We start from the raw sequence: 24,006 nt of genomic DNA on the forward strand, positions 1-24,006 counted from the left end.
CGCAACACGGCCTGACCGTTTAGCGGATTGCGCGAATCAAGTCTGCTTGGAAGGACCTAAAACTGGCAATACTTTCTCTAGCATAGCACAGATCAATACGTCGACGCGCCGATAGCCGCACCCCGAATGCTTATCCAGCGGGCTTTCGAGGACCTTTCGCGAATAAGGGACACATGAAAAAGGACGTGCTCAGGACTCGCCGAGGCAATAAAAAAGCCGCCCGAAGGCGGCTTTTCCCAACACGCGGCTTCGCGTGAATCAGTCCACTGCGCCCTTGCGGCTGGCGCTACGACGCTCGTGTTCCTTCAAGTAACGCTTGCGCAGACGGATGGACAGCGGCGTCACTTCGACCAGCTCGTCGTCATCGATAAACTCAACGGCGTATTCCAGCGACATCTGGATCGGCGGCACGAGACGCACCGCTTCGTCCGTTCCCGACGAACGCACGTTGGTCAACTGCTTGCCCTTGATCGGATTCACGACCAGGTCGTTGTCACGGCTGTGAATGCCGATGATCATGCCTTCGTACAATGCGTCGCCCGGCGACACGAACATGCGGCCGCGATCCTGCAGCTTCCACAATGCGTACGCGACTGCGGCGCCGTCGTCCTGCGAAATCAGCACGCCGTTACGACGCTCACCCACACCGCCTTCCTTCACCGGCTGATACGAATCAAACGTGTGGCTCATCAGGCCCGTGCCGCGCGTGAGCGTCAGGAATTCCGACTGGAAGCCGATCAGGCCACGCGCCGAAATACGATACTCAAGACGCGTACGGCCACGGCCATCCGACGCCATGTCGAGCATTTCGCCCTTGCGGCGACCCAGCTCTTCCATCACGCCGCCTTGGTTTGCATCTTCCATGTCGACGGTCAGGTTTTCGTACGGCTCGTGCTTCACGCCGTCGACTTCGGTCATCACCACGCGCGGACGCGATACTGCGAGTTCGTAACCTTCACGACGCATGTTTTCCACAAGAATGGTCAGGTGCAACTCACCACGGCCCATCACTTCGAACGTGGTTTCGTCACCGGTTTCATTCACGCGCAACGCTACGTTGTGGTTCAGTTCCTTGAACAGGCGGTCACGGATCTGACGGCTCGTCACGAACTTGCCTTCACGGCCAGCCAGCGGCGACGAGTTCACCAGGAAGTTCATGGTCAGCGTGGGTTCGTCCACGGTGATCATGGGCAATGCTTCCGGGGTGTCGATGGCGCAAATGGTCACGCCAATGCCAATTTCCTCGATACCGTTGATCAGCACGATGTCGCCGGCTTCGGCTTCTTCGACCTGCACGCGCTCCAGGCCCTTGAACGACAGTACCTGATTGATCTTGCGGTTCAGGATCGCGCCGTCAGGACCCGTACGCACGGCGACAGCCATGCCCGGCTTGATACGGCCACGCGTGATCCGGCCAATGCCGATACGGCCAACGTACGACGAAAAGTCGAGCGACGTGATCTGAAGCTGCAGCGGCGCTTCCGGATCAGCCGGGCGAACCGGAACGTGTTCCAGCACGGCGTCGAACAGCGGACGCATGTCGCCTTCGCGCACGTCCGGGTTCAGGCCGGCATAACCGTTCAGGCCCGATGCATAGACGATCGGGAAATCGAGTTGTTCTTCGGTAGCACCCAGCTTGTCGAACAGGTCGAACGTCTGGTTGATCACCCAGTCGATCCGCGCGCCCGGCCGGTCGACCTTGTTGATCACCACGATAGGCTTGAGTCCCAGCGCCAGCGCCTTCTTCGTCACGAAGCGCGTTTGCGGCATGGGGCCTTCAACGGCGTCCACCAGCAGCAGCACGGAGTCGACCATGGACAGTACACGCTCCACCTCGCCGCCAAAGTCGGCGTGTCCCGGGGTGTCGACGATGTTGATATGCGTGCCTTCATACTCGACCGCGCAGTTTTTCGACAGGATCGTGATGCCACGTTCCTTTTCGATGTCGTTCGAGTCCATCACGCGCTCGACCACTTGCTGGTTCTCTCGGAACGTGGCCGTCTGGCGGAGCAATTGGTCGACGAGCGTAGTCTTGCCGTGGTCGACGTGGGCGATGATGGCGATATTGCGGAGGGCGCGAGTCATAGGAGGCTGAGGAGCTTGTACATACAGTTGAGCGCCGTGGGTGGGTGCAAGCAGCAGGCCATGGAATCAACTCAGAAAGAAATCTCCACGCCCCCCGCACTCGGCGCGATGGGAACCCGAGAGTGTAACACGCCGGCGTGTCCTCTTCCGCCCCATCGTGCAATAGGACATAACCCGGAAGCGTTTTCCTATTTCAAGACAGCCGAAAACCGGCGTCAACACCTGCCGTCACCCCTCAGCGGGCCTTGAGCAAATCTCAAAATAACAACACCTCGTGACAGAACTCACTAATTAAGAGAATTCTTAACGCGAAGGTTGAAGTCCTTGCCGTGTCAACTATGTGATTCTATAATCTTGCATAGTCAATTATTGCAAGCGCACGAGAATCCATGAGCGACACCCCCGAGCCGATTCCCGAAATCGCGGCCTACGAACTCAGCGAAAGCGTGGGTTACCTGCTTAGCCGGGTCCGCTCGACCTTGTGGAACAGCGTCACCCAGCTCACGATGGCCGATCTCGGCATCACGAGCACGCAAGCCAGCATCATGTTCATGCTGGCGAGCGGCAGGAGCCTTGCCGCTGCGGATCTCGCCCGCGAATATGGCATCGACGCCAGCGCCGTGACCCGCCTGATCGACCGTCTGGAAAGGCGCGGACTCATTACACGCTTGCGCAGCGAGGAAGACCGCCGGGTCGTCCGGCTGGCGTTGACCGAGGAAGGCCGCGCCCTTGCTGGACAGATTCCGGCCATCTTTACAGGGGTGCTCGACAGGCTGTTAAGCGGATTTACGCCAGAGGAAGTAGGCTTCCTGAAAAGCATGCTCCGTCGAATCCTACTGAATTCGGGCGACCCCGCCGCTATTGCGTTGCTCGGCCTGCAGGATAAATCCGCACCCAAACCCTCCTATTGATGACACGTCGCGCGCCGCTTGATGGTGCCCGCGCAATGACCGCACTTTCCGGTCGCGCGACCGGTATCGTAATAAAAATGAAAGAAATTAGTTGCAGCGTCCATCTTTACCCTCCCTATCAAAGAGCCGAGCGATGAAACTCTTTTATTCGTCCGCGTCCGCGCCTGTCGCTGCGCGCAGCGCCCTGGCTGCCGCCGTGGCGGCGTTCGCGCTGGCAGGTTGCGCAAATTACGCCGGCATCAAAAGCGACAAGCAAATCGCCCAGCCGCAAAGCGACGCGCTGCAAGCCGCGCAAAGCCTGCCGTCGCAAGGCGGCCAGTGGCCGTCACTCGACTGGGCCAAGCAGTTCGGCGATCCGCAATTGACGCAATTGATCGATGAAGCGCTGGCCGGCAGCCCGTCGATTGCGCAGGCGCAGGCGCGGATCGCGAAGGCGTCGTCCTATATCGAGTCGTCGCGCTCCGCGCTTTATCCGAAGGTGAACGGCTCGTATTCGTGGACACGCGAACTCTATTCCGCCAACGCGCTGTACCCGCCTCCGTACGGTGGGTCCTGGTATAGCGAAAACAACGCGCTCGTGAGCGCGTCGTGGGACCTCGATCTGTGGGGCAAGAATCGCGCACGGCTGGATCAGGCGGTCTCGCAGCAGAAGGCCGCCGAGGCCGACATGCAGCAGGCCCGCGTCACGCTGGCAGCGTCCGTTGCGCAGACCTATAACCAGCTCGCGTTGCTCTACGCTTTGCGCGACGTGGCTCAACGGGAGATCGCGAACCGGACGGATATCGGGCGCATCACGAACGGCCGGGTGCTGGCGGGCCTGGACACGAACGTGGAAAGCCGTACCGCCGAAGGCAATATTGCGACGAGCCAGACCAACCTGTCCGAACTCGACGGCCAGATCACGACTACGCGTTATCAGCTGGGCGCGTTGCTCGGCCAGGGTCCGGATCGTGGCTTGAAGATCACTACGCCGGTACTGAATACGAAGGTCGAGGTCACGCTGCCGGACAACGTGCCGGCCGATCTGATTTCGCGCCGTCCGGATATTGTCGCGGCCCGCTGGCAAGTGGAAGCGGCGACATCGGACATCAAGGAAGCGAAGGCCGAGTTTTTCCCTGACATCAATTTGTCGGCGGCAGCAGGCTTCGATGCGTTCGGGTGGGGCCGTTTCCTCAACTTCACCAGCCGCCAGTTCCAGGCAGGACCCGCCATCCATTTGCCGATCTTCGATGCCGGCGCATTGCGCTCGCAGTTGAAGGGCCGGTACGCGGATTTTGACCTGGACGTAGCCAACTACAACCAGGCCCTGATCAACGCGCTCAGCGAAGTTGCCACGCAGATCTCGTCGATCCGTTCGGTCGATCAGCAGACCAGCGACGCAGTGCGCGCACTCGATGCCTCGACGCATGCGTACCAGCTCGCTGTGATTCGCTACAAAGCGGGTTTATCGCAGCAACTGCAAGTGCTCACCGCCGATCAGAACCGGCTGGCGAACGAGCAGACCGTGACGAATCTGCGCATGAAGCGCCGCGACCTGCAAGTGGGTCTCATCAAGGCGCTGGGCGGCGGATTCGACGCCGCGGATACGAACCTGGCCATCGACGGGCAAGTGTCGAAGAGCGCACCGTCGCAGACCGCGTCGACTGCGCCCCAGACAGCCAACTGAATCTGAATCGACTAGCAGCAACCCAAGACAGAGAATACGGAGCCATTCATGAGCGACCCTCAACAAAACGCCGCAGCCGCGCCGGCGCCCAAGACCAACAACACCAAGCGCCGGGTGCTGATGAGCCTGATCGTACTGGTCGTGATCATCGCGGCGATTGCTTACGGGCTGTACTACTTCCTGATCGCGCGTTTCCACGAAAGCACGGATGACGCTTACGTGAACGGCAATATCGTGCAGATCACGCCGCAAGTGGTTGGCACGGTGATTTCGGTGAACGCCGACGACACGCAAACCGTGAAGATGGGCGACCCGCTCGTCGTACTCGATCCCGCCGACTCCAAGGTCGCACTCGATCAAGCCGAAGCGAATCTCGCGCAGACGGTACGCCAGGTGCGCACGCTGTTCGTCAACGACAACCAGTACGCGGCGCAAGTCGCGCTGCGTCAGTCGGATCTCTCGCGTGCACAGGACGACTTGCGCCGCCGCATGACGATTGCGCAGACGGGCGCGGTCTCGGGCGAAGAAATCTCGCACGCCAAGGACGCGGTCCGTGGTGCGCAAGCATCGCTTAACGCCGCGCAGCAGGAATTGCAGTCGAACCGTTCGTTGACGTCGAACACGACCATCGCCAGCCATCCGAACGTGCTCGCCGCTGCCGCGAAGGTCCGCGATTCGTACATCAACTTTGCCCGCAACACCATGCCGGCGCCGGTGACGGGTTATGTCGCGAAACGTTCGGTGCAGGTTGGCCAGCGCGTTTCGCCGGGTAATCCGCTGATGGCAATCGTGCCGCTGAACGGCGTATGGGTCGATGCCAACTTCAAGGAAGTGCAGCTCACGCATATGCGCATTGGCCAGCCGGTTGAACTCACCGCCGACGTGTACGGCTCGAGCGTTGTGTTTCACGGCAAGGTGATCGGCTTCTCGGCGGGCACCGGCTCGGCGTTCTCGCTGCTGCCGGCGCAAAACGCCACCGGGAACTGGATCAAGGTGGTGCAGCGTCTGCCGGTGCGCATCGGGCTCGACCCGCAGGAACTTGAGAAGCATCCGCTGCGCATCGGTTTGTCGATGAACGTGGACGTGACGATCAAGGACGAGAACGGCGGCCAGCTCGGCGCGGCGCCCAACACGGTGTATCAGACGGACGTGTTCGCCAAGTACGGCGATCAGGCCGACGCCGAGATCGCCCGGATTATCGAAGCGAATGAAGGCGCGTCGGGTCCGGGTACGGGCGGTTCGCAGAAAACGTCGAAGGAAAATGTTCAGCCGGCGACCAAGCAAGACCTCGCCAAGCTGATGTAAGCGCTCGCACACGTTTTCCGGAATCGTTATATGTCTCAACCCAACGCCGCTCATCCGCCGCTAGAGGGCGCGAAACTCGTGATCGGTACGATCGCGGTCTCGCTCGCGGTGTTCATGAACGTGCTCGATACGTCGATTGCCAACGTGTCCATTCCGTCGATCTCCGGTGACCTCGGGGTATCGTCGGATCAGGGCACGTGGGTGATCACGTCGTTCGCCGTCGCCAATGCAATCTCGGTGCCGCTGACCGGCTGGCTCACGCAGCGCTTCGGGCAGGTGCGCCTGTTCATGACGTCGATCGTGCTGTTCGTGCTCGCTTCATGGCTGTGCGGACTGGCGCCTACGCTGCCCTTCCTGCTCGCCGCGCGCGTGTTGCAAGGCGCGGTCGCCGGCCCGATGATCCCGCTTTCGCAAACCTTGCTGCTTGCAAGTTATCCAAGAGCGAAAGCGCCCATGGCGCTCTCCATGTGGTCGATGACCACGCTGATCGCGCCGGTCGCCGGGCCAATCCTCGGCGGCTGGATCTCGGACAACATTTCCTGGCCGTGGATCTTCTACGTCAACATTCCGGTGGGATTCGTCGCGGCCATTGCGACGTTCATGATCTTCCGCGACCGGGATTCGGTGATCCGCAAGGCGCCTATCGATACCGTGGGTCTCGGTCTGCTTGTCCTATGGGTCGGCTCACTGCAGATCATGCTCGATAAGGGCAAGGATCTCGACTGGTTCAACTCGACCACCATCGTGGTGTTGACGCTGATTGCCGTGATCGCGCTGGCATTCTTCATTGTGTGGGAGCTGACGGCGGAGCATCCGGTCGTCGATTTGTCACTCTTCAAGCTGCGCAATTTCACGGGCGGGACGATCGCGCTCGCGGTCGGCTACGGACTCTATTTCGGCAACCTGGTGCTGCTGCCGCTGTGGTTGCAGACCGATATTGGCTACACGGCGACAAACGCAGGTCTCGTCCTGGCGCCAGTCGGACTGTTCGCAGTCTTGCTCTCACCGGTGGTCGGCAAGTTCCTGCCGCGCATCGATCCGCGCAAGATCGCGACCGTCGCGTTTCTCATCTTCGCGCTCGTGTTCTGGATGCGCTCACGCTATACCACGGGCGTGGACACCTTCTCGCTGATGATGCCTACCGTGATCCAGGGGATCGCCATGGCTGGGTTTTTCATCCCGCTCGTGTCCATCACGCTGTCGGGGTTGCCGGGAAACCGGATTCCAGCGGCATCGGGATTGTCGAACTTCGTGCGGATCATGTGCGGCGGCATTGGCACATCGATTTTTTCGACAGCCTGGGATCATCGATCCAATGTCCATCACGCGCAACTCATGGAGCAGGCTAACGCGTATAACCCGACCTTCAATGCATCCATGCAGCAGTTCGGTGCGGCGGGCTTCAGCCAGTCGCAGGGGTATGGGCTCTTCAATAGCATGGCCACGCAGCAAGCTGCGCAGTTGGGCGTGAACGATTTGTTCTATATATCGGCAGGGATTTTCGTCGCGCTGATCGCGTTGATCTGGATCACGAAACCGGAGAGATCGGGCGGCGGGGATTCAGCGGCCGCAGCTTCGGCGGCGCATTGAAGCTCGGTTGATGTCAGTTGATCTGCAATAAAAAACGCCACGAAATTTCGTGGCGTTTTTTGTTCCTTGGCCGCTCTTCAAGCCGCCGATACCACCAGCCGCTCCGGCGCCAACACACCCTCGCCCGCTCGCGCTACGCCGAGCAAACGCTGGTCATCGAGCGCATAGACACGCACACGGTCCGCGGTCGCGGGTGCGTCCGCTATATCCGACAACTTCAGCCGCTGCCCTTGCGCGAATCGACGCGTGGCATCGGCGTCGAGATGAACTGCCGGGAACGTCGACAATAACGCATCCACCGGCTGCAGCCAGCTGTCGCGCTCGGCAGGCGCAGCGTCTTCAAGCGTGTCGAGCGTGATTGCATGTTCGAGCGTCAACACGCCTACGCCCGTGCGACGCAGCGCAACCAGATGCGCGCCACATCCCAGCTTTTCACCGATATCTTCAGCAAGCGTCCGCACATAAGTGCCCTTGCTGCATGTCACGCGAAACGTCACATCCGGCAACGCGCATGCAATCAGATCAAGCGCGTGAATGGTCACGTTGCGCGCTTCGCGCTCAACCGTCTGACCGGCACGCGCGTATTCGTACAACGGCTTGCCATCGCGCTTGAGTGCGGAATACATCGGCGGAATCTGCGCGATATCGCCGCGAAAATGACCCATCGCGTCCTGGATCGCGGCTTCGTCACAGGTCACATCACGCGTTTGCAAAGCTTCGCCTTCTGCATCACCAGTCGTCGTGCGCACGCCGAGACGCATGGTTGCTTCGTACGTTTTATCGGCCTCGAGCAAATCCTGCGAAAACTTGGTCGCTTCGCCGAAACACAGCGGCAGCAGACCCGTCGCAAGCGGATCGAGCGTGCCGGTATGCCCAGCCTTCTTCGCGAGATAGATTTTCTTGGCGCGAATCAGCGCGTCGTTACTCGACAGTCCGAGCGGCTTGTCGAGCAGCAACACGCCATCCAGTAAACGACGCGGAATCTTCGGACGGGTAGAACCGTTCATCGATCAGGCGCCCTTCTCGTCGTCTGTTTTGTTTTCTTCTTCGCCGTTTTGCTCAGGCGCTTCGTCGTCCAACGCACGCGTGGAATTCGCCTCATCGATCAGCTTCGACATTTCCACCGCCCGCACCACGGTCTGGTCGTAATGGAAATGCAGCGTTGGCACCGTATGAATATGCAGACGCTTGAACAACAGATTATGCAAATGCCCGGCTGCGTGATTCAACCCGGCTTCCGTTTCCTTCGGATCGCCGGTCAGCGTCGTGAAGTACACCTTCGCGTGAGCGTAATCGGGCGTCAGTTCGACGCTCTGAAACGTCACCATGCCAATGCGCGGATCTTTGACATCGCGCACCAGTTCGGAGAGATCGCGCTGGATCTGATCCGCAATCTGCACATTGCGGTTGGGTGAAGTACGTTTCTTGGCCATGATGTTTCCGTAAATTGGTATGCGCCGGACTCGTGTGGGCGCTCAAGGGCGCTCGCCCAGGAAATGCCCATGCAAATAAAAAGGGCGGAGCGGGCGTGAAGCCCCCTCCGCCCTCGAGTCCAGCGGTGAATCTTTTATAGCGTACGCGCGACTTCCGTCACTTCGAAGATCTCGAACTGGTCACCTTCGACCATATCGTTATAGTTCTTCAGCGAAATACCGCACTCGAAGCCTTGACGCACTTCCTTCGCATCGTCCTTGAAGCGCTTGAGCGAATCGATCTCCCCCGTGTGGACGACCACGTTGTTGCGCAGCACGCGCACCATGGAGTTCCGCTTGACGACGCCGTCAGTAACCATACAACCCGCGATCGCGCCAATCTTCGGCACACGGATGATCTGGCGAACTTCCATCATGCCGGTCACCACTTCGCGTTTCTCCGGCGCCAGCATGCCCGACATGGCTGCCTTCACTTCATCTACAGCGTCATAGATGATGTTGTAGTAGCGAATGTCGATACCGTTCGACTCCGCCACCTTGCGCGCCTGAGCGTCGGCCCGCGTGTTGAAGCCGATGATGACCGCCTTCGATGCCGTTGCCAGGTTGACGTCCGACTCGCTGATCGCGCCGACCGCGCTGTGCACGATCTGCACGCGCACTTCGTTGGTCGACAGCTTGATAAGCGACTGCACCAGCGCTTCTTGCGAACCTTGCACGTCGGCCTTGACGATCAACGGCAGATTCTGCACGTTGCCTTCCGTCATGGACTCGAGCATGTTTTCGAGCTTCGCTGCCTGCTGCTTTGCCAGCTTGACGTCGCGGAACTTGCCTTGACGGAACAGGGCGATTTCACGCGCCTTGCGCTCGTCCGGCAGGACCATGACTTCTTCACCAGCGCCCGGCACTTCCGACAAACCTTGAATCTCGACCGGAATCGACGGACCCGCCGACTTGATCGGCTTGCCGGTTTCGTCGAGCATGGCCCGAACACGACCAAAAGCCGAACCCGCCAGCACGATGTCACCGCGATTCAATGTACCCGACGTCACCAGGATGGTCGCAACCGGACCCTTACCCTTGTCGAGCTTCGCTTCGATCACGAGACCCTTCGCAGGTGCATCGACCGGCGCCTTCAGTTCCATGACTTCGGCTTGCAGCAACAGGTTTTCCAGCAAGCTTTCGATACCAGCACCGGTTTTCGCCGACACTTCGATGAACGGCGAATCACCACCGTACTCTTCCGGCACCACGCCTTCTGCAACCAGTTCCTGCTTCACGCGCTCAGGCGCCGCACCCGGCTTGTCGATCTTGTTGATCGCCACGACGATAGGCACGCCACCCGCCTTCGCGTGAGCGATGGCTTCCTTCGTTTGCGGCATCACGCCGTCATCCGCTGCGACCACCAGAATCACGATGTCCGTTGCCTTTGCACCGCGAGCACGCATGGCCGTGAAGGCCTCGTGACCCGGCGTGTCCAGGAACGTAATCACGCCGCGAGGCGTTTCCACGTGGTATGCACCAATGTGCTGCGTAATCCCGCCCGCTTCACCCGACGCAACTTTCGCGCGGCGAATGTAATCGAGTAGCGAGGTCTTGCCGTGGTCGACGTGACCCATGACCGTGACAACCGGCGGACGCGGCAGGCGTTCGCCCACTTCTTCCTGCGTTTCGCCTTCGGACAGCAACGCTTCCGGATCGTCCAGCTTGGCCGCAACCGCGCTGTGACCCAGTTCTTCGACGACGATCATCGCCGTTTCCTGGTCCAGCACCTGATTGATTGTGACCATCTGGCCCAGCTTCATCATCACCTTGATGACTTCCGAAGCCTTCACCGACATCTTGTGCGCCAGATCCGCGACCGACACGGTTTCCGGCACATGCACTTCCCGCACCACTGGTTCTGTCGGCGCTTGGAAGTTCGTCTGATCCTGATGCTTGCCACGACCCTTCGGGCCGCCACGCCAGCCGCGATCTACACCGCCGCTGGTGTCGCCACGCGTCTTGATACCGCGACGCTTGGCTGCATCGTCCTGCCAGCTGCTCTTGCCGCCGGCCTTCTTCTTGTCCGGTCCCAGCGACGGCGTGGTAGCCGCCGGTGCACCTGCAGCCGGCTTTTTAGCCACTGCCGGACGGGCAGGCGCCGAACCTTCCGGACGGGCTGGCTTGTGCAGCGTACCTTTGGCTTCCGCGGCCTTCGCGCCTTCCGCTGCTTTGGCGGCGACAACCGCTGCGGCAGCAGCAGCCACGGCAGCAGGCGACGGCTCAGGCGGTTTCGCCTGTTGAGCCTTACGCGGCGTGTTCATCATTTCGCGGATAGCACGCGCTTCGGCTTCAGCCGCTGCACGGCGTTTCGCGATCTGGTCGTGCTCGGCACGCGCCTTTTCGGTCGCGGCGCGCGCGGCGTCTTCCGCCTTCTTCGCAGCTTCGCGTTGCGCGGCACGTTCGGCAGCGGCCTTCTCGTCGACTTGCGGTGCGGCAACTTCAGCCTTTACCGGTTCGTCAGCGACCTGTTCCGTCTTTGACTCCGTGCGGGATTCCTTACGCGCTGTAGAAGCAGCACGCGAGATTTCCGCGGCTTCCGCCTGAGCGGCAGCGCGCTTCGCCTCTTCTTCCTCGGCACGGCGACGCTCGGCTTCAGCAGCCGCTTCACGCTCGACCCGCTCAGCCTCTTCGCGCTCGAAGCGTTCCTGGCGTTCCTTCAACTCCAGCGCTTCTTTCTCGAGCAATTCGGCAGCATGACGCGCCTCTTCGTCGCGACGCTGCAATTCAGCTTCGTCGACTTCATCTTCTTCGACGTGGTTCGCACCTTCAACGACCTGTTCAACACCGCTCTGATCGCGCTGAACAAACACGCGCTTCTTGCGGACCTCGACCTGAATGGTGCGAGCTTTACCCGTAGAGTCGGACTGTTTGATTTCCGACGTATGCCGGCGGGTCAAAGTGATCTTGCGTTTGTCGGCATCGGCGGAACCGTGCGACTTGCGCAAGTGTTCGAGCAGGCGCGACTTGTCCGTCTCGGACAAATCGTCGTCTTCGCTCGCTTTCGTGACGCCAGCCGCCTGCAACTGCTCGAGCAGGACGCCCGCAGGCATTTTGAGTTCCGCGGCAAATTGGGCTACGTTGTTACTCGCCATTCATTCCTCTTGATGCAAGGACAAATTCCCTGCTGTTTGATCGGGGTCATGCGGCCTAACGGCCGCGATATGTCAGTGCGCCATGGTCATTTCTCACTGGAACCAGTGTTCACGTGCTTTCATGATCAACGCCTTAGCGGCATCCTCTTCAATACTGGTCATCTCGACCAGTTCATCCACAGCCAGCTCGGCGAGTTCGTCGCGCGTCCGGATCTGGTGTTCTTCGAGCTTCGCGTACAACTCATCCGTCATACCTTCGAGGCTCTTCAGGTCGAGCGCAACACCTTCGACCTTCTCTTCATTCGCGATCGCCAGCGTCAGAAGCGCGTCACGGGAGCGGTTACGCAACTCGTGAACAGTGTCTTCGTCGAAGGCTTCAATTTCGAGCATTTCGTTGAGCGGCACGTACGCGATCTCTTCGAGGCTGGTAAAGCCTTCGTCGATGAGAATGTCGGCCACTTCTTCATCAACGTCGAGTCGCGCCATGAACAGGCTGCGTAGCGTGCCACGCTCTTCGTTTTGCTTCAGCGCGGACTCGTCCGGCGTCATGATGTTGATTTGCCAGCCGGTCAATTCGCTGGCAAGACGCACGTTCTGGCCGCTGCGGCCAATAGCAACCGCGAGTTCGTTCTCGTCAACGACGACGTCCATGGAGTGTTTTTCTTCATCCACGACGATCGACTGTACGGCAGCCGGCGCGAGCGCGCCGATCACGAACTGTGCGGGGTCCTCTGACCATAGCACGATGTCGACGTTCTCGCCACCGAGCTCATTTCGCACCGCCTGGACCCGCGAACCGCGAATTCCGACGCAGGTGCCAATTGGGTCGATGCGTTTGTCGTAAGCAATCACCCCGATTTTCGCACGCACGCCAGGATCACGCGCGGCCGCCTTGATTTCGAGCAGACCCTGCTCGATTTCCGGCACTTCCATTTCGAACAGCTTCATCAGGAACTCGGGTGCCGTGCGCGAGAGTTCGATCTGTGGACCACGTGCCGTGCGGTCAACCTTCGCGATATAAGCGCGAACCCGGTCGCCGACTCGCAGGTTTTCCTTCGGAATCAACTGGTCGCGGCGCAACAGCGCCTCCACACGGCCCGATTCGACGATGAAATTGCCCTTGTCCAGACGCTTGACCGCGCCGGTCATGATCTTTTCGCCGCGTTCCAGGAAGTCGTTCAGGATCTGCTCGCGCTCAGCGTCGCGAACCTTCTGAAGAATCACCTGCTTCGCAGCTTGCGCGCCGATCCGGCCGAACTCGATGGACGGAATGGGTTGCTCGATGTACTCATCGATTTGCGCGTCAGGCTTCTCTTCCTTCGCTTCGAACAGCAGGATTTCCTGGTCGGGTTCCTGCAGGCCGGCTTCGTCCGGCACCACTTTCCAGCGACGGAAGGTTTCGTGCTCGCCGCTTTCACGGTCGATTGCCACGCGGATATCCACGTCTTCCTCGAACAGCTTCTTCGTTGCCGAAGCAAGCGCTGCTTCGAGCGCTGCGTACACCACGTCCTTGTTGACGTTTTTCTCGCGCGCCAGCGCATCCGCCAGCATCAAAACTTCGCGACTCATTGTTTGCGGCTCCTAAAGTCAACTTTGGGGACGAGACGTGCTTTATCGAGGTCTGCGAGCGTGAAATCGAGCATCGCAGCGCCGCCGTCCTTCCCTTCGAATTCCAAACCAATCGACTCGCCTTCCGGGGCATGCAGGATGCCACGGTACGACTTGCGCCCGTCCAGCGGCTTCTTTAATGTGATAGTGACTTCGCTGCCTGCGAAGCGTTCGAAATCCGCCAATTTCTTGAGCGGACGGTCGAGACCCGGCGACCCGACCTCGAGCCGTGAGTAATCGATATTCTCCACTTCGAACAGATACTGAAGCTGACGTGTGACTTTCTCACAGTCTTCAATCGCGATGCCGGTGGGCTGGTCGATGGAGATACGCAGCAAACCGCCCCCCGCGCGCTCGATATCGACAAGTTCGTAGCCCAGGCCCGAGACCGTGGTTTCGATGATTTCCGTCAGTTGCACAGTGAAAGACTCCAAGATGTTCGCGCGCTCCACGCCGAACACCTGCGGACCGCGCCTTGAGCTGGCGCACTTTCGTTGCCCCAAGATGCTGAACCGAACGGCCAAAAAAAAATGGGCGCAACGCCCATCCTTCTGTACCGAGATCACATCCGGGCGGCGAAACAAACACCATGCCCAGCGACTTCGTGATTTTAGCCATTTTTCGGGATAAACGCAACCAATGCGCCCTGTATATAGCCATTTGACGGCCATTTACAAGGCAAATCGAAGGCACTCATCACGCTTTTACCGGACTTTCTCCGGGGCTAAAGTCATCGTGCTGAATTTAAGGGACGTCTCAGGCGGGCAATTTGGTCGCCCGCCTTTCGACCCTAGTCACATGCCGTGCCACGCAAACCTGCGAGTTGGCGCGACGTTTGACTCTTAGCGACCGCGCGTCCGGTTGCGCGGTGCCGGGCGAGCACCGCCGCGGCCTGCGCCGCCCGCGTTACCGCCGTTACCTTGCGGCCCGGCGCCGGCCGGACCCTGACCTTGGCGGCCGCCTTGGCCCGGGCGCTTGCCGCCGCCATTTGCCGAGCGTCCACCTGCGCCGTTGCCACTACCCATCGCGGGTGAACCCGGCGGACGACTCCCGCGCGGGCCGCCGGCGGAACCGCCTGGACGCGGCATCGCGCGATTGCCATTCGCTTCGCCGCCGCCTGCACGATTGCCGTTTGCTTCCCGGCCGCCGTTGCTGCCGCGCGCGCCGTAGCCACCGCCGCTGCCGCCGTTGCCTGCATAACCGCCACTGGAACCGCCACCGAACCCGCCCGGTGCGCCGCGCCTTCCGCCTGGACCGCCAGGACCGCCGCGTGTAGGCGTCGTCTGGGCGAATCGGCCGTGCGAACTGAGCACCGGCTCACGCGTGATGATGCCCATCGACGTTTGCAGCGGATCGGGCTGGATACGCGGTGCAGCGCTGCGCGCGCCCCGCTCTTCCGCCGGCGCCTTGAGTCCGACCGATGCGAGAAGACCACGCACTTCGTTGTCTTCAAGTTCTTCCCAACGACCGCGTTTGAGGCCCTTAGGCAAAGCGATCGGGCCGTGCCGGGTACGAATCAGCCGGCTTACCATCAGGCCGGCGGCTTCGAACATGCGGCGCACTTCGCGGTTGCGGCCTTCAGCAAGCGCCACGTGGTACCAATGATTCGTGCCTTCGCCGCCGCCATCGCGGATACGAAGGAAGTTCGCCGGGCCATCTTCCAGCTCCACGCCGTGCAGGAGTTTCTGACGCATGCCTTCCGACAACTCGCCCACCACCCGCACCGCGTATTCACGCTCGACGCTGTAACGCGGGTGCATGAATCGGTTAGCCAGGTCGCCAGACGTAGTCAGCAGCAGCAAACCTTCAGTGTTGAAGTCGAGCCGCCCGACCGCAAGCCATTTGGCTGTTTTCATCGGCGGGAGATTGTCGAAGACCGAAGGACGGCCTTCCGGATCGGCGTGGCTGACAATCTCGCCAGTCGGTTTGTGATACAGCAGGATGCGCGGCGGTTTGCTCGCGAGCTTCCGCTTGACCGGCTTGCCGTTGATGCGAACCTGGTCGGTCGGCATGATGCGCTGGCCGATATGCGCCGGCTCACCATTCACCGATACCCGCCCGGCTACGATCAGCTCTTCCATGTCGCGGCGCGAGCCCATGCCTGCTTCGGCGAGCACTTTGTGCAGCTTCGGCGTGTCGTCGTCCGCTTCGAGTACGCGTTTTTGCGGGGCGGGCCGGCCACGGCGCAACATCGGAGCGCGCAGGTCGCCCGAGGTGTTGTCGGCATCGAAGGCCGGCGATGTCACATACGCGAAAACATCGTCTTCGCTACCAGTTGCGGCTGCCGACACAGCCGGTGCTGCCGCGTCATCGCGGCGACCGCGTTTTTGACCTTGTCCGGGTTGAGCCGATTGAGCCTGCCGCGGCGGGCGACGGCCACCTTCACGCGGCGGCTGGCCTTCGCGAGCGCCTTCAGCCGAAGCTTCGCGCCCTTCACGCGGAACGCGGGGCTTGCCACCTGACCCGGTGCGTGCGCCGTCCGCGCTACCTGCGCCGCTGCGCGGTCCACGCGAGCCTGCGTCCTTGCGCGGCATGCGCACCTGCGCCGCGACCACGCCATCCGGAGGTGTCTCAGCGATTACGCCAGCCGGCGCCGGTAACAGCGTACCGTCGGCACCCTTGTTCTTCGCGACGGCGCGACGGCGGGCAATCAGGCTGCGAGGCCCGCGCCGCAATCCGCGACGCGGTCGTTCTTCGCCGTCAGCGGGTTCGTCGTTGCGTGTGCGTTCGCCTGCATCGGCCTGGCCATGTGCTTCATCGGCACGAACGGGGCGCTCGGATTCGGGCGAATCGCTGTCGTGGGAATGTGTCAAAACAACCTCAATTGTGTCGGGTCGCGCGCCTGTCGCAGGCGCGTCAAAAAATCCGGCCGATGGTGATTAGCAGCCGAATGAAGGTTCGGGCAAACAGGCCTCAGGCGCGGCGCGCAGTCTGGTCGTCCGGTGCGTTGAATTCGTCGGTTTCGTTTGCTTCGTCCGGCGCATTCGATGCGTCGAATAGCTTCGATGCATCCGGTGTATCCGCGTTGTCAGCGCCATCGGATTCATCTGCGGCGTGCGGTAATGCGTGTCGCGCAGCGTCGCTTGTCAATGCGCCGGCAACCGGCACCGCCTCGCGACGGTTGGCCGCGTCGCCGGGCGTTGTTTTTACTGAGTCCTGCCCGATATCCGTCGCCGCTTCGCGCGGTTCCGAACCGGTCAGGGGCACCGCTTGCTGCGGTTTGAATTGCACCGGGGCGTTCGTTCGCGCATCGGCGTTCTCCTCGTTCTCAGGCTCGTCAGCGCGAGCATGTGAAGGCAAAAACGGTTCGCCTGCAACGTGGACTGCTTCAGCCGCCGCGGGTTCCTGCGGATGTGACGACTGGGGCGCTTCATTCGTGTTCGGTGTATCCGGTGTATCTGCTTCGGCAGCATCGACAACCACTCCATGCTCGCCATTCGGCTCGCTGCCAGCGATAGCCGGCGCGGTTGTGGTCACGTCAGCGTCAGACAAAAGCGCGGATAATGGCGGTTCGTCCGCGTTCGATGTGTCCGGCAATAAAACAGGTCCGCCCTTCGATTCCAGCCCTTGCACCAGCGCAGCGCCGATGGCGGCAGCGTCGTCGCCGGGGAAATCGATCGCATGTTGCGCGAGCAGCGACGCTTCCAATTGCGCCGACGGGTTGTCGAGTGCGGGCAGCTCGTCTAGCGCGCTCAAGCCCAGGTCATCCAGGAACTGCTTGGTGGTGGCGTAGAGCGCCGGCCGGCCCGGCACGTCGCGATGACCGATCACCTCGATCCAGCCGCGGTCTTCCAGTTGCTTTACCACCTGCGTGTTCACCGTGACACCGCGAATTTCTTCGATGTCACCGCGCGTTACAGGTTGCCGGTAACCAATGATCGCGAGCGTTTCAAGTACGGCTCGCGAATATTTGGGCGGCTTTTCCGGGTGTAGCCGATCGAGATAGGCCCGCATTGCAGGTTTGCTCTGAAACCGCCATCCGGACGCCAGCGCCACAAGCTCCACGCCGCGTCCTGACCAATCCTGCTTCAGGGCGTCGAGCAAGGTGCGAACTGTGTCTGCCGATATATCGTCGGCGAAAAGCTTGCGCAACTCGGCGAGTTTCAGCGGCTCCTGCGCGCAGATCAAGGCAGTCTCGAGGACGATCTTCGCCTCTTGGGTATTCATGCAGCTAGATAGGACCCTGTATGGTCTATGAACCGGTCAAGTCAGGCCGAATCGAATGACGCCGACTACTCGAACCATTCGCTACGTTCAGACTGGAAAACCGTGGACGAGGATACTGACGACGCGCTCGCCCGATTTCTGATCGGTCATATTGATTGGGAGCACGCACCGGGGGGGAGGCAAAACACGGGATCAGATCCTGATCGCCGAGCTTTTCCCAGCCGGACGAAGTAGCGCTTTCCAAGGCGGAAGCACGTGACTGGACGCATATTACGCAAAAACAAACGATGCGTAAAGGTGAAACATAAGGTCGCCGCCAGACTCACGTCCGGCGGCCTTCTGGAGCCGAAATCCTGGCTTCCTGTCCCTGTTTATTCGCCCATTGCGCCGCGCCGCGTGCAACTCCGTACCGGTTTGGCCGCCAGCTTGGTCATTTACCCGGCCGCGTTTGCCTCCGGGTTTGCCTCCATGAACGCTCGCAGACGTGTGACCCCGGCGTCCAGGCGAGCGGTATCGCACGCGTAGCACCAGCGCACAAACCCCTCTCCTTCAGGACCGAACGCACTTCCGGGAGCGAGTCCGAGCGCGCTTTCGCGCACGAGCGCCTTGCACAACTCGAGACTGCGGTCAGCACCCGGCAGTTTGAAGAACAAGTACATGGAACCGGCTGGCGCCCGTACGTCGATACCCGGAATCCGCTGCAGTGCCGTCACGAGGTAATCGCGGCTAGCCCGAAGGTCGGCGACCAATGCTTGCGTAAATTGCTCGCCCTCCTTCACCGCGGTAATCCCGGCCATCTGGACGAACGACGGTGCGCAAGACGTGTTGTACTCAACCAGCTTGCCGAGATCCTCCATCAGGCGCTCAGGCGCCACGATCCAGCCGAGCCGCCAGCCCGTCATCAGCCACGCTTTGGAAAACGAATTCACCGCTATCACTCGTTCGTCGCGAGTCGCCAGATCAAGGAACGAAGGCGCGACCGTGGCGTCATCGCCGTAATAGAGGCGCTCGTAGACTTCGTCTGCAATCAGCCAGATGCCGAGTTGCCGGCATCGATCAAGCACGGCCTGCTGCTGCTCGCGTGTCATGACCCAACCGGTAGGATTGTTCGGCGAGTTGATCATCAACATGCGCGTGCCGGGTGTCAGAGCGGCCAGCAGTTTGTCGAGATCGAGCGTCCAGCCGTTCGAGCCATAGGTCAACGCGACCGTTTCCACGGTAGCACCAAGAATTTTGGGGATTTCGACCAGATTCGGCCACAGCGGCGTGACCGCGACCACGCGGTCACCTGCGCCCGCGACCAGTTGCGTTGCCAGCATCAGTGCATTGACCCCGGCGCTCGTCACCGCAATTTCAGCAGGCCGGGTGGCGCTATGCAGCTTGCCGACATAGTCAGCAAGCGCCTCGCGCAGCGGCGCGATGCCCAGGTTATGCGTATAGAAGGTTGCACCATCGGCGAGCGCGCGGCTGGCGGCGTCGCGGATGAACTGCGGCGTGACCTGATCTGACTCGCCAAACCAGAAAGGCAATACATCCGGGACACCGAAACCTGCATTGGCGACCTCTCGGATCTGCGACGGGCGCAGCGCGCGGACGGCGTCACGGGCATTCGGCGCACGTTCGCCTTCTGCCTGTGCGCTTGCTGCTGCGCTGGTGGGTGCATTAGTCAGCACACCAAGTTCCGAGATAACCGCCCCTTCTGACTCGCTCATTGCCGCCTCCGCCGATGGAAAGCGAAAGTCTAACGCGACGCCTTCCGAAAAGCGCTGTACGGCGCTCGCGTTAGCCATCAGGCCAGTTCTGGCGCGCTGGGTGGCGGGTCGATAGAGCAAAAGCCGAGGAAATCCCGCGACAACGGCCCGCACATTTAGCCCTCACGCGATCAAGCAATCGGCTAAGCCAGTTCTTCCACACGTTTTGCCAATCCGGCGACCAGCCCCCACACCGACTCGGCGGCAGGCGACAACGAACGGTCACGCCGTCGCACCAGTTCGACGGTTCGCTCGACGCGCGGCACCAGCGGCAACGCGACCAACGACGAATTCGCCGGCAATGGGAGCGCCAGCCAAGGCAGCACGCTAATGCCCACGCCCGCCTCCACCAGTCCGAACACCGTAGCGGAATGACCTAGTTCCTGCACCACGTCGGCGATAACGTGATGTTCACGGAGCACGGCATCGATAATCGGACGGCTTCCGGAGGCGTGATCCAGCATGACCAGGCGTTCGCCGGACAATGCGGCCCACGGCACTTCCCGCACCGCCGCCAGAGCATGGTCTCTTCGCACAACCGCACAAAACGAATCGGTCATCACAACTTCCCCATACAGGTCGTCATTGGCATACGGACCGATCGCCACACCAAAATCGACTTCGCCAGACTTGACCTTGCGAATGACGTCGCTCTGGAGGTCATCGCGCAAACCCAGCGAAATCAGCGGAAATTCACGAACACAAGACGAGATGACGAGCGGCATGAGACGGCAGGCCACCGTCGGACTGGCCGCGACAATGACCCGTCCACGCCGTTGCTGGCCGAGATCGCAAATCTCGCGAAGCGCTTCATCGAGATCGGACAACAGCCGTGACACGCTGCCCACCAGATTCGCGCCGACATCGGTGAGTTGCACTTCGCGCGTGGTCCGATCGACCAGTTTCAGGCCGATTTCCCCCTCGAGCTCACGCACGCAACGGCTTACCGCCGACTGCGTCAGCCCGATTTCATCGCCGGCCCGGCTGAAGCTTTGCAGCTTGGCGACTTCGATAAACACGCGCAGCTGTCGCAACGTCACATTGAGCGCCCGGCTCATACCATTTCCTCATCAATCCACTGCATAAATGCAGATTGTACATCGCCACGCTTAAGAAAACGGTTTCATCGAGCGGCACGCTGCGGTGCAGCAAAAATGCATTCGCGCACGCAGGATGGGCTTATTGCACTTGATTGGTGATTGTCCCGATTTCATTAACTGCACTTATAGCGTCTCATACGGGCCATGCTGGCATCGCGCCAGCCTACTGCCGCGAGGCTTTCCGACCGATCGATACACGCATGGCACGGTTCTCGCATTTACTTGTGCAGAGGTCGGCGCCATTGCAGTTCTAAACGCAAATCGTCCGTCGCAATGCTTGCTCCGACCTTACCTGGGTTCGATCTTCGAATTCCGACCAGAGTGCGCGGCGCGGGGCAGCGCACCGGGGTTAGCTTCGCTGAGGTGAAACATGATGTTCGACGATCTAAGAGATAACGAGTGGGCGCTGGTTGAGGCCTTGTTTTGCGCAGAACCGGCACGCAGCGAACGACGCGGTCGTCCGCGTGTGGAAGCACGCGCTGTCGTCAATGCCGTCCTGTGGGTCCTCTCCACGGGCGAAGGCTGGTCGAAGTTGCCGGGCCGCTATCCGTCGCCGCCGACTTGCCGTCGACGATTCGACGAATGGCAAGCTGACGGTACGCTTGCTGAGATCGTGAAACGGCTGGGCAACAACGGTCGCGAGGTGTCGTTGCGGGGCCGGATCGGTTCCACCGCTGCGAAGCCGCCTGCACCGCCGAGCCGCGATCGTCTGCGTGGCGCATTCTGGACGAATCCGGAATCGTGGCGCGCGCCGGTCAAGATGGCCTGACAGCCTGGAACAACGCGGTAACCGGCACGTTCTTCGGGCTATATCGATGATCGCTGCACGACCGCGTGTACCGCTAAAGTTACGCGAAGCACCCGCGAGCAGGTTTCCTGCGTTTTATCCCGGTTCCACCCGATGTAACTCCTCGGGTGATGAATCGACGGTCTGCGCTCGCAGGCCATTCTACTCAGCCAAAAAGTTGCCGGCAGGCGCTCGCCTTTCGTTCATCGAAAGGGAGCGCATGGGGTGCATGGCCTCCACACACAGTGACGTCGCGCTCCACGGGAGCGTTTGAACGTGCGACCTCCGACGGCTTGTCGCAGCCAATCAGGGCCGCGGGGAAACAACTCTTTACCAATATTTACAGCATCCTTTCGCATGCTGGCTTAGCTTAGGAACCTATAGCTAGCGAGCCAATATCGGTTCGAAGGGGAGTTTCGATCATGAAACCAATGTCACTGCTCGTGTGCGGCATTGTGCTTTCATCACTGAGTACGGGGCTGACAGTGCACGCGGAGTCGTCCGCGGGCAACTTCGCGCTGCGCCCGAATACACAAGTGAGCTTGCAGGACTGGAGGAAGGAACAGGTGCGTGGTGCGGAGCTGACCGAATCCGCGCCGCGTGGGGACTTGCGAGGCGATATCGCGAGCAATGCGCGCGCACGTCCCGAGCCGGATCGCGGAGGCCGCTCGCATAAGCATTGAGAAGACTGCGCATTGAGGAAACCGCGTAAGTTCAAGCGCGGTGAGTCATGAGGCGAGCAAGACCGCCGGAATGGCGCGGCTTCAAACCCTATTTGTGTCGATCGCGGTTCTTCCGGGAACCCTTCTTCATCGCGTCAGTCGGACGTTATGCCATGAGCACAGCGTGGCAGAAGTAGATCCGGTAAGCCCGTATCCTCGTGATACGGGCTTTTTTTGTCGGCGGTTGACCGATGTCGTGAGTCGGCCGCTTTCACAGATTACCCATTCGACGCAGAAATGGCGCTATTGCAGCCGCAACCGTTTGCCCGGCGTAAGACCACTAGATCTGCGCTGAAACGCTAAACCCTTTACTGCGAAAGTTGGAAGGGCTTCAGGCGCGCGCTTCGGCCAACGGTTCCTGAAGGACGGCCGGAGAATACGCTGCATTGCGATGCAGATCCCAGTCCATCGAACGCTCGTCACGGGCGAGACGGGAGAACTCCAGTTTGCCCCGCTCGGTCACTACCGCAATGTCCACGGGGGCGTGAAAACCGGGAGCGGGCGCTACGGTGCGCTGCCGGACCAGTTCCAGCAGGCCCAGGTCGCGTAGATGGCTGAAAACGTTTGGGCGCCTTGCCCACGGAACTTGACGATACTGAGCTCGCCGGAGCGCTTCAAGTACGGCTTCGTTTGAATACGTGGTCATCTCGTTATATCTTCCAGTGCAGCCGTGACGACGCCACATGGCAGTAACTGACTGCCAGCGGCACCGACTAAACGCGGCACGCCCCGAAACCAGTCAAGACGCCAACTTCGCGGCCCCTGACCGGAACTCGCAGCCGCCGCTTGCGCTAGGTGCTGCTTATTTCTGCTTACCGCTGCTTATAATTTCGAGCGCCCGTTAAACGCGCACTACACAACGCGTTCCGCAGTTCCGGCGATGCATTCCTATGAATGCGATGACCACGATGCGGATTATCTCGAAAACCTATACGTTACCTCAAACCAAATTGGTTCTTATAACTTTATTGCTGCTTTTCTTTGCACTGTTCGCAGTTTGGCGACAACACCGGCGTGCAGTCGCGCTTGTTTGCATCGTGCTGTTCTGGGCGCTGGGCGCAGGTTGGCTTTCCGCACCCCTGCTTCACCTTGCACAGCGCGGGTTTGAGGAGAAATCGACGCCACAGCAGGTGCATTTCGCATCGCGAACGACTTTTATCCTGATGGGCGGCGGCACGCGTTATGACATCGACAACCACCTGATTCCAAAACGCGATCCGTTCACACGTATTGTTGTCACAGCAGAGCTGTATCGCGATTGCCGTCGAGCGGGCGGTGCTTGCAGGGTGATCGTAAGTGGCGGCAACCCGCAGCATCACGATCAAGCTGAAGCCGACAACTATGGACCCTTCCTGCTGGCTCGCGGCGTAAGCGCGCGCGACCTCGTGCTCGAAAACGAAAGCCTCAATACGTACCAGAATGCGCGCAACGTTGCGAGCATCGTGCAGCCGGAACACGATGAAACCCTGGTGCTGATTACGTCCGCTTATCACATGCGCCGGTCATTGCTCGCCTTCAATGCCTTTGGCCTCGACACGCAAGTTTTCGTCAGCAATGTGCGGCAATCCACGCCGACCTTCTTTCCGCGCTTACGCGGTTTCGTCGATGCGGAAACTGCCCTGCATGAACTGATTGGCATCGCACGCTTTTGTGTGTACCGACGCATGGGGCTATATTGAATCGCATCGTGATTGCGAGCCGCTGGAATTGCGAGGCATGTGTCAACACCGTTACTCATCTCGAAATT

The 24,006-nt window shown here is 60.6% G+C and carries 17 protein-coding genes and 1 pseudogene; 7 read left to right on the top strand and 11 right to left on the bottom strand.

The genetic code is table 11. The features are described 5' to 3' along the window. Positions 1-258: 258 nt before the first annotated feature. Positions 259-2,085, bottom strand: a complete 1,827-nt coding sequence (typA, locus tag ACMX25_RS17715) for a translational GTPase TypA (RefSeq protein WP_414951332.1) — start codon at positions 2,083-2,085, stop codon at positions 259-261. A gap of 389 nt (positions 2,086-2,474) precedes the next feature. Here typA and ACMX25_RS17720 point away from each other — a divergent pair, with 389 nt between their 5' ends. The 4 genes from ACMX25_RS17720 (at position 2,475) to ACMX25_RS17735 (ending at position 7,557) form a co-directional block, all read left to right on the top strand. After that, a complete protein-coding gene (locus ACMX25_RS17720) occupies positions 2,475-2,996 on the top strand; it encodes a MarR family winged helix-turn-helix transcriptional regulator (protein WP_414951334.1) in 522 nt (173 codons plus the stop codon). A gap of 133 nt (positions 2,997-3,129) precedes the next feature. Next, the gene (locus ACMX25_RS17725; RefSeq protein WP_414951335.1) at positions 3,130-4,662 is read left to right on the top strand and encodes an efflux transporter outer membrane subunit; all 1,533 of its coding nucleotides are present in this window, start codon (positions 3,130-3,132) and stop codon (positions 4,660-4,662) included. 48 nt (positions 4,663-4,710) lie between these two features. Then, complete coding sequence (locus ACMX25_RS17730; protein ID WP_414951337.1) at positions 4,711-5,967, top strand: HlyD family secretion protein; 1,257 nt, start codon at positions 4,711-4,713, stop codon at positions 5,965-5,967. A gap of 30 nt (positions 5,968-5,997) precedes the next feature. After that, the gene (locus tag ACMX25_RS17735) at positions 5,998-7,557 is read left to right on the top strand and encodes a DHA2 family efflux MFS transporter permease subunit (protein WP_414951339.1); all 1,560 of its coding nucleotides are present in this window, start codon (positions 5,998-6,000) and stop codon (positions 7,555-7,557) included. A 77-nt stretch (positions 7,558-7,634) separates the two neighbouring features. Here the strand turns inward: ACMX25_RS17735 and truB are convergent, their stop codons facing one another. The 9 genes from truB to ACMX25_RS17780 form a co-directional block, all read right to left on the bottom strand. Beyond that, the gene (truB, locus tag ACMX25_RS17740) at positions 7,635-8,564 is read right to left on the bottom strand and encodes a tRNA pseudouridine(55) synthase TruB (protein ID WP_414951341.1); all 930 of its coding nucleotides are present in this window, start codon (positions 8,562-8,564) and stop codon (positions 7,635-7,637) included. A 3-nt stretch (positions 8,565-8,567) separates the two neighbouring features. Next, positions 8,568-8,990: a 30S ribosome-binding factor RbfA gene (rbfA, locus tag ACMX25_RS17745; RefSeq protein ID WP_414951343.1), complete on the bottom strand. Its 423-nt coding sequence runs from the start codon at positions 8,988-8,990 to the stop codon at positions 8,568-8,570. A gap of 134 nt (positions 8,991-9,124) precedes the next feature. Then, on the bottom strand, positions 9,125-12,124 hold the full coding sequence (gene infB / locus ACMX25_RS17750; RefSeq protein WP_414951345.1) for a translation initiation factor IF-2: 3,000 nt from the start codon (positions 12,122-12,124) through the stop codon (positions 9,125-9,127). Positions 12,125-12,217: 93 nt separating this feature from the next. Then, positions 12,218-13,693, bottom strand: a complete 1,476-nt coding sequence (gene nusA / locus ACMX25_RS17755) for a transcription termination factor NusA (RefSeq protein WP_414951347.1) — start codon at positions 13,691-13,693, stop codon at positions 12,218-12,220. Continuing rightward, on the bottom strand, positions 13,690-14,151 hold the full coding sequence (rimP, locus tag ACMX25_RS17760) for a ribosome maturation factor RimP (RefSeq protein WP_414951488.1): 462 nt from the start codon (positions 14,149-14,151) through the stop codon (positions 13,690-13,692). The genes nusA and rimP overlap by 4 nt, the downstream gene beginning before the upstream one ends. A 423-nt stretch (positions 14,152-14,574) precedes the next feature. After that, positions 14,575-16,545 carry a 23S rRNA pseudouridine(2605) synthase RluB gene (gene rluB / locus ACMX25_RS17765; protein ID WP_414951349.1) on the bottom strand — a complete coding sequence of 657 codons (1,971 nt, stop codon included), beginning with the start codon at positions 16,543-16,545 and terminating at the stop codon, positions 14,575-14,577. 100 nt (positions 16,546-16,645) lie between these two features. Further along, entirely contained in the window at positions 16,646-17,899 is a 1,254-nt protein-coding gene (gene scpB / locus ACMX25_RS17770; RefSeq protein ID WP_414951351.1) for an SMC-Scp complex subunit ScpB, read from the bottom strand. Between the two features lie 434 nt (positions 17,900-18,333). Further along, complete coding sequence (locus ACMX25_RS17775) at positions 18,334-19,611, bottom strand: pyridoxal phosphate-dependent aminotransferase (RefSeq protein WP_414951353.1); 1,278 nt, start codon at positions 19,609-19,611, stop codon at positions 18,334-18,336. A 182-nt stretch (positions 19,612-19,793) separates the two neighbouring features. Then, a complete protein-coding gene (locus ACMX25_RS17780) occupies positions 19,794-20,708 on the bottom strand; it encodes a LysR family transcriptional regulator (protein ID WP_414951355.1) in 915 nt (304 codons plus the stop codon). A gap of 412 nt (positions 20,709-21,120) precedes the next feature. Here ACMX25_RS17780 and ACMX25_RS17785 point away from each other — a divergent pair. Next, positions 21,121-21,516, top strand: a pseudogene (locus tag ACMX25_RS17785) (transposase); the annotation flags it as partial. Positions 21,517-21,959: 443 nt separating this feature from the next. Further along, positions 21,960-22,220 (top strand): hypothetical protein, encoded by a 261-nt coding sequence (locus tag ACMX25_RS17790; RefSeq protein WP_414951357.1) that lies wholly within the window; start codon positions 21,960-21,962, stop codon positions 22,218-22,220. Between the two features lie 370 nt (positions 22,221-22,590). Here the strand turns inward: ACMX25_RS17790 and ACMX25_RS17795 are convergent, their stop codons facing one another. Beyond that, the gene (locus ACMX25_RS17795) at positions 22,591-22,905 is read right to left on the bottom strand and encodes a hypothetical protein (protein ID WP_414951358.1); all 315 of its coding nucleotides are present in this window, start codon (positions 22,903-22,905) and stop codon (positions 22,591-22,593) included. A 244-nt stretch (positions 22,906-23,149) separates the two neighbouring features. On the opposite strand from ACMX25_RS17795, the gene ACMX25_RS17800 reads away from it, so the two are divergent. After that, positions 23,150-23,938, top strand: coding sequence for a YdcF family protein (locus ACMX25_RS17800; protein WP_414951360.1), 789 nt, complete (start codon positions 23,150-23,152; stop codon positions 23,936-23,938). Positions 23,939-24,006 lie beyond the last annotated feature (68 nt).

It is taken from the genome of Caballeronia eucalypticola (genome assembly GCF_047608185.1).
Classification (GTDB): domain Bacteria; phylum Pseudomonadota; class Gammaproteobacteria; order Burkholderiales; family Burkholderiaceae; genus Caballeronia.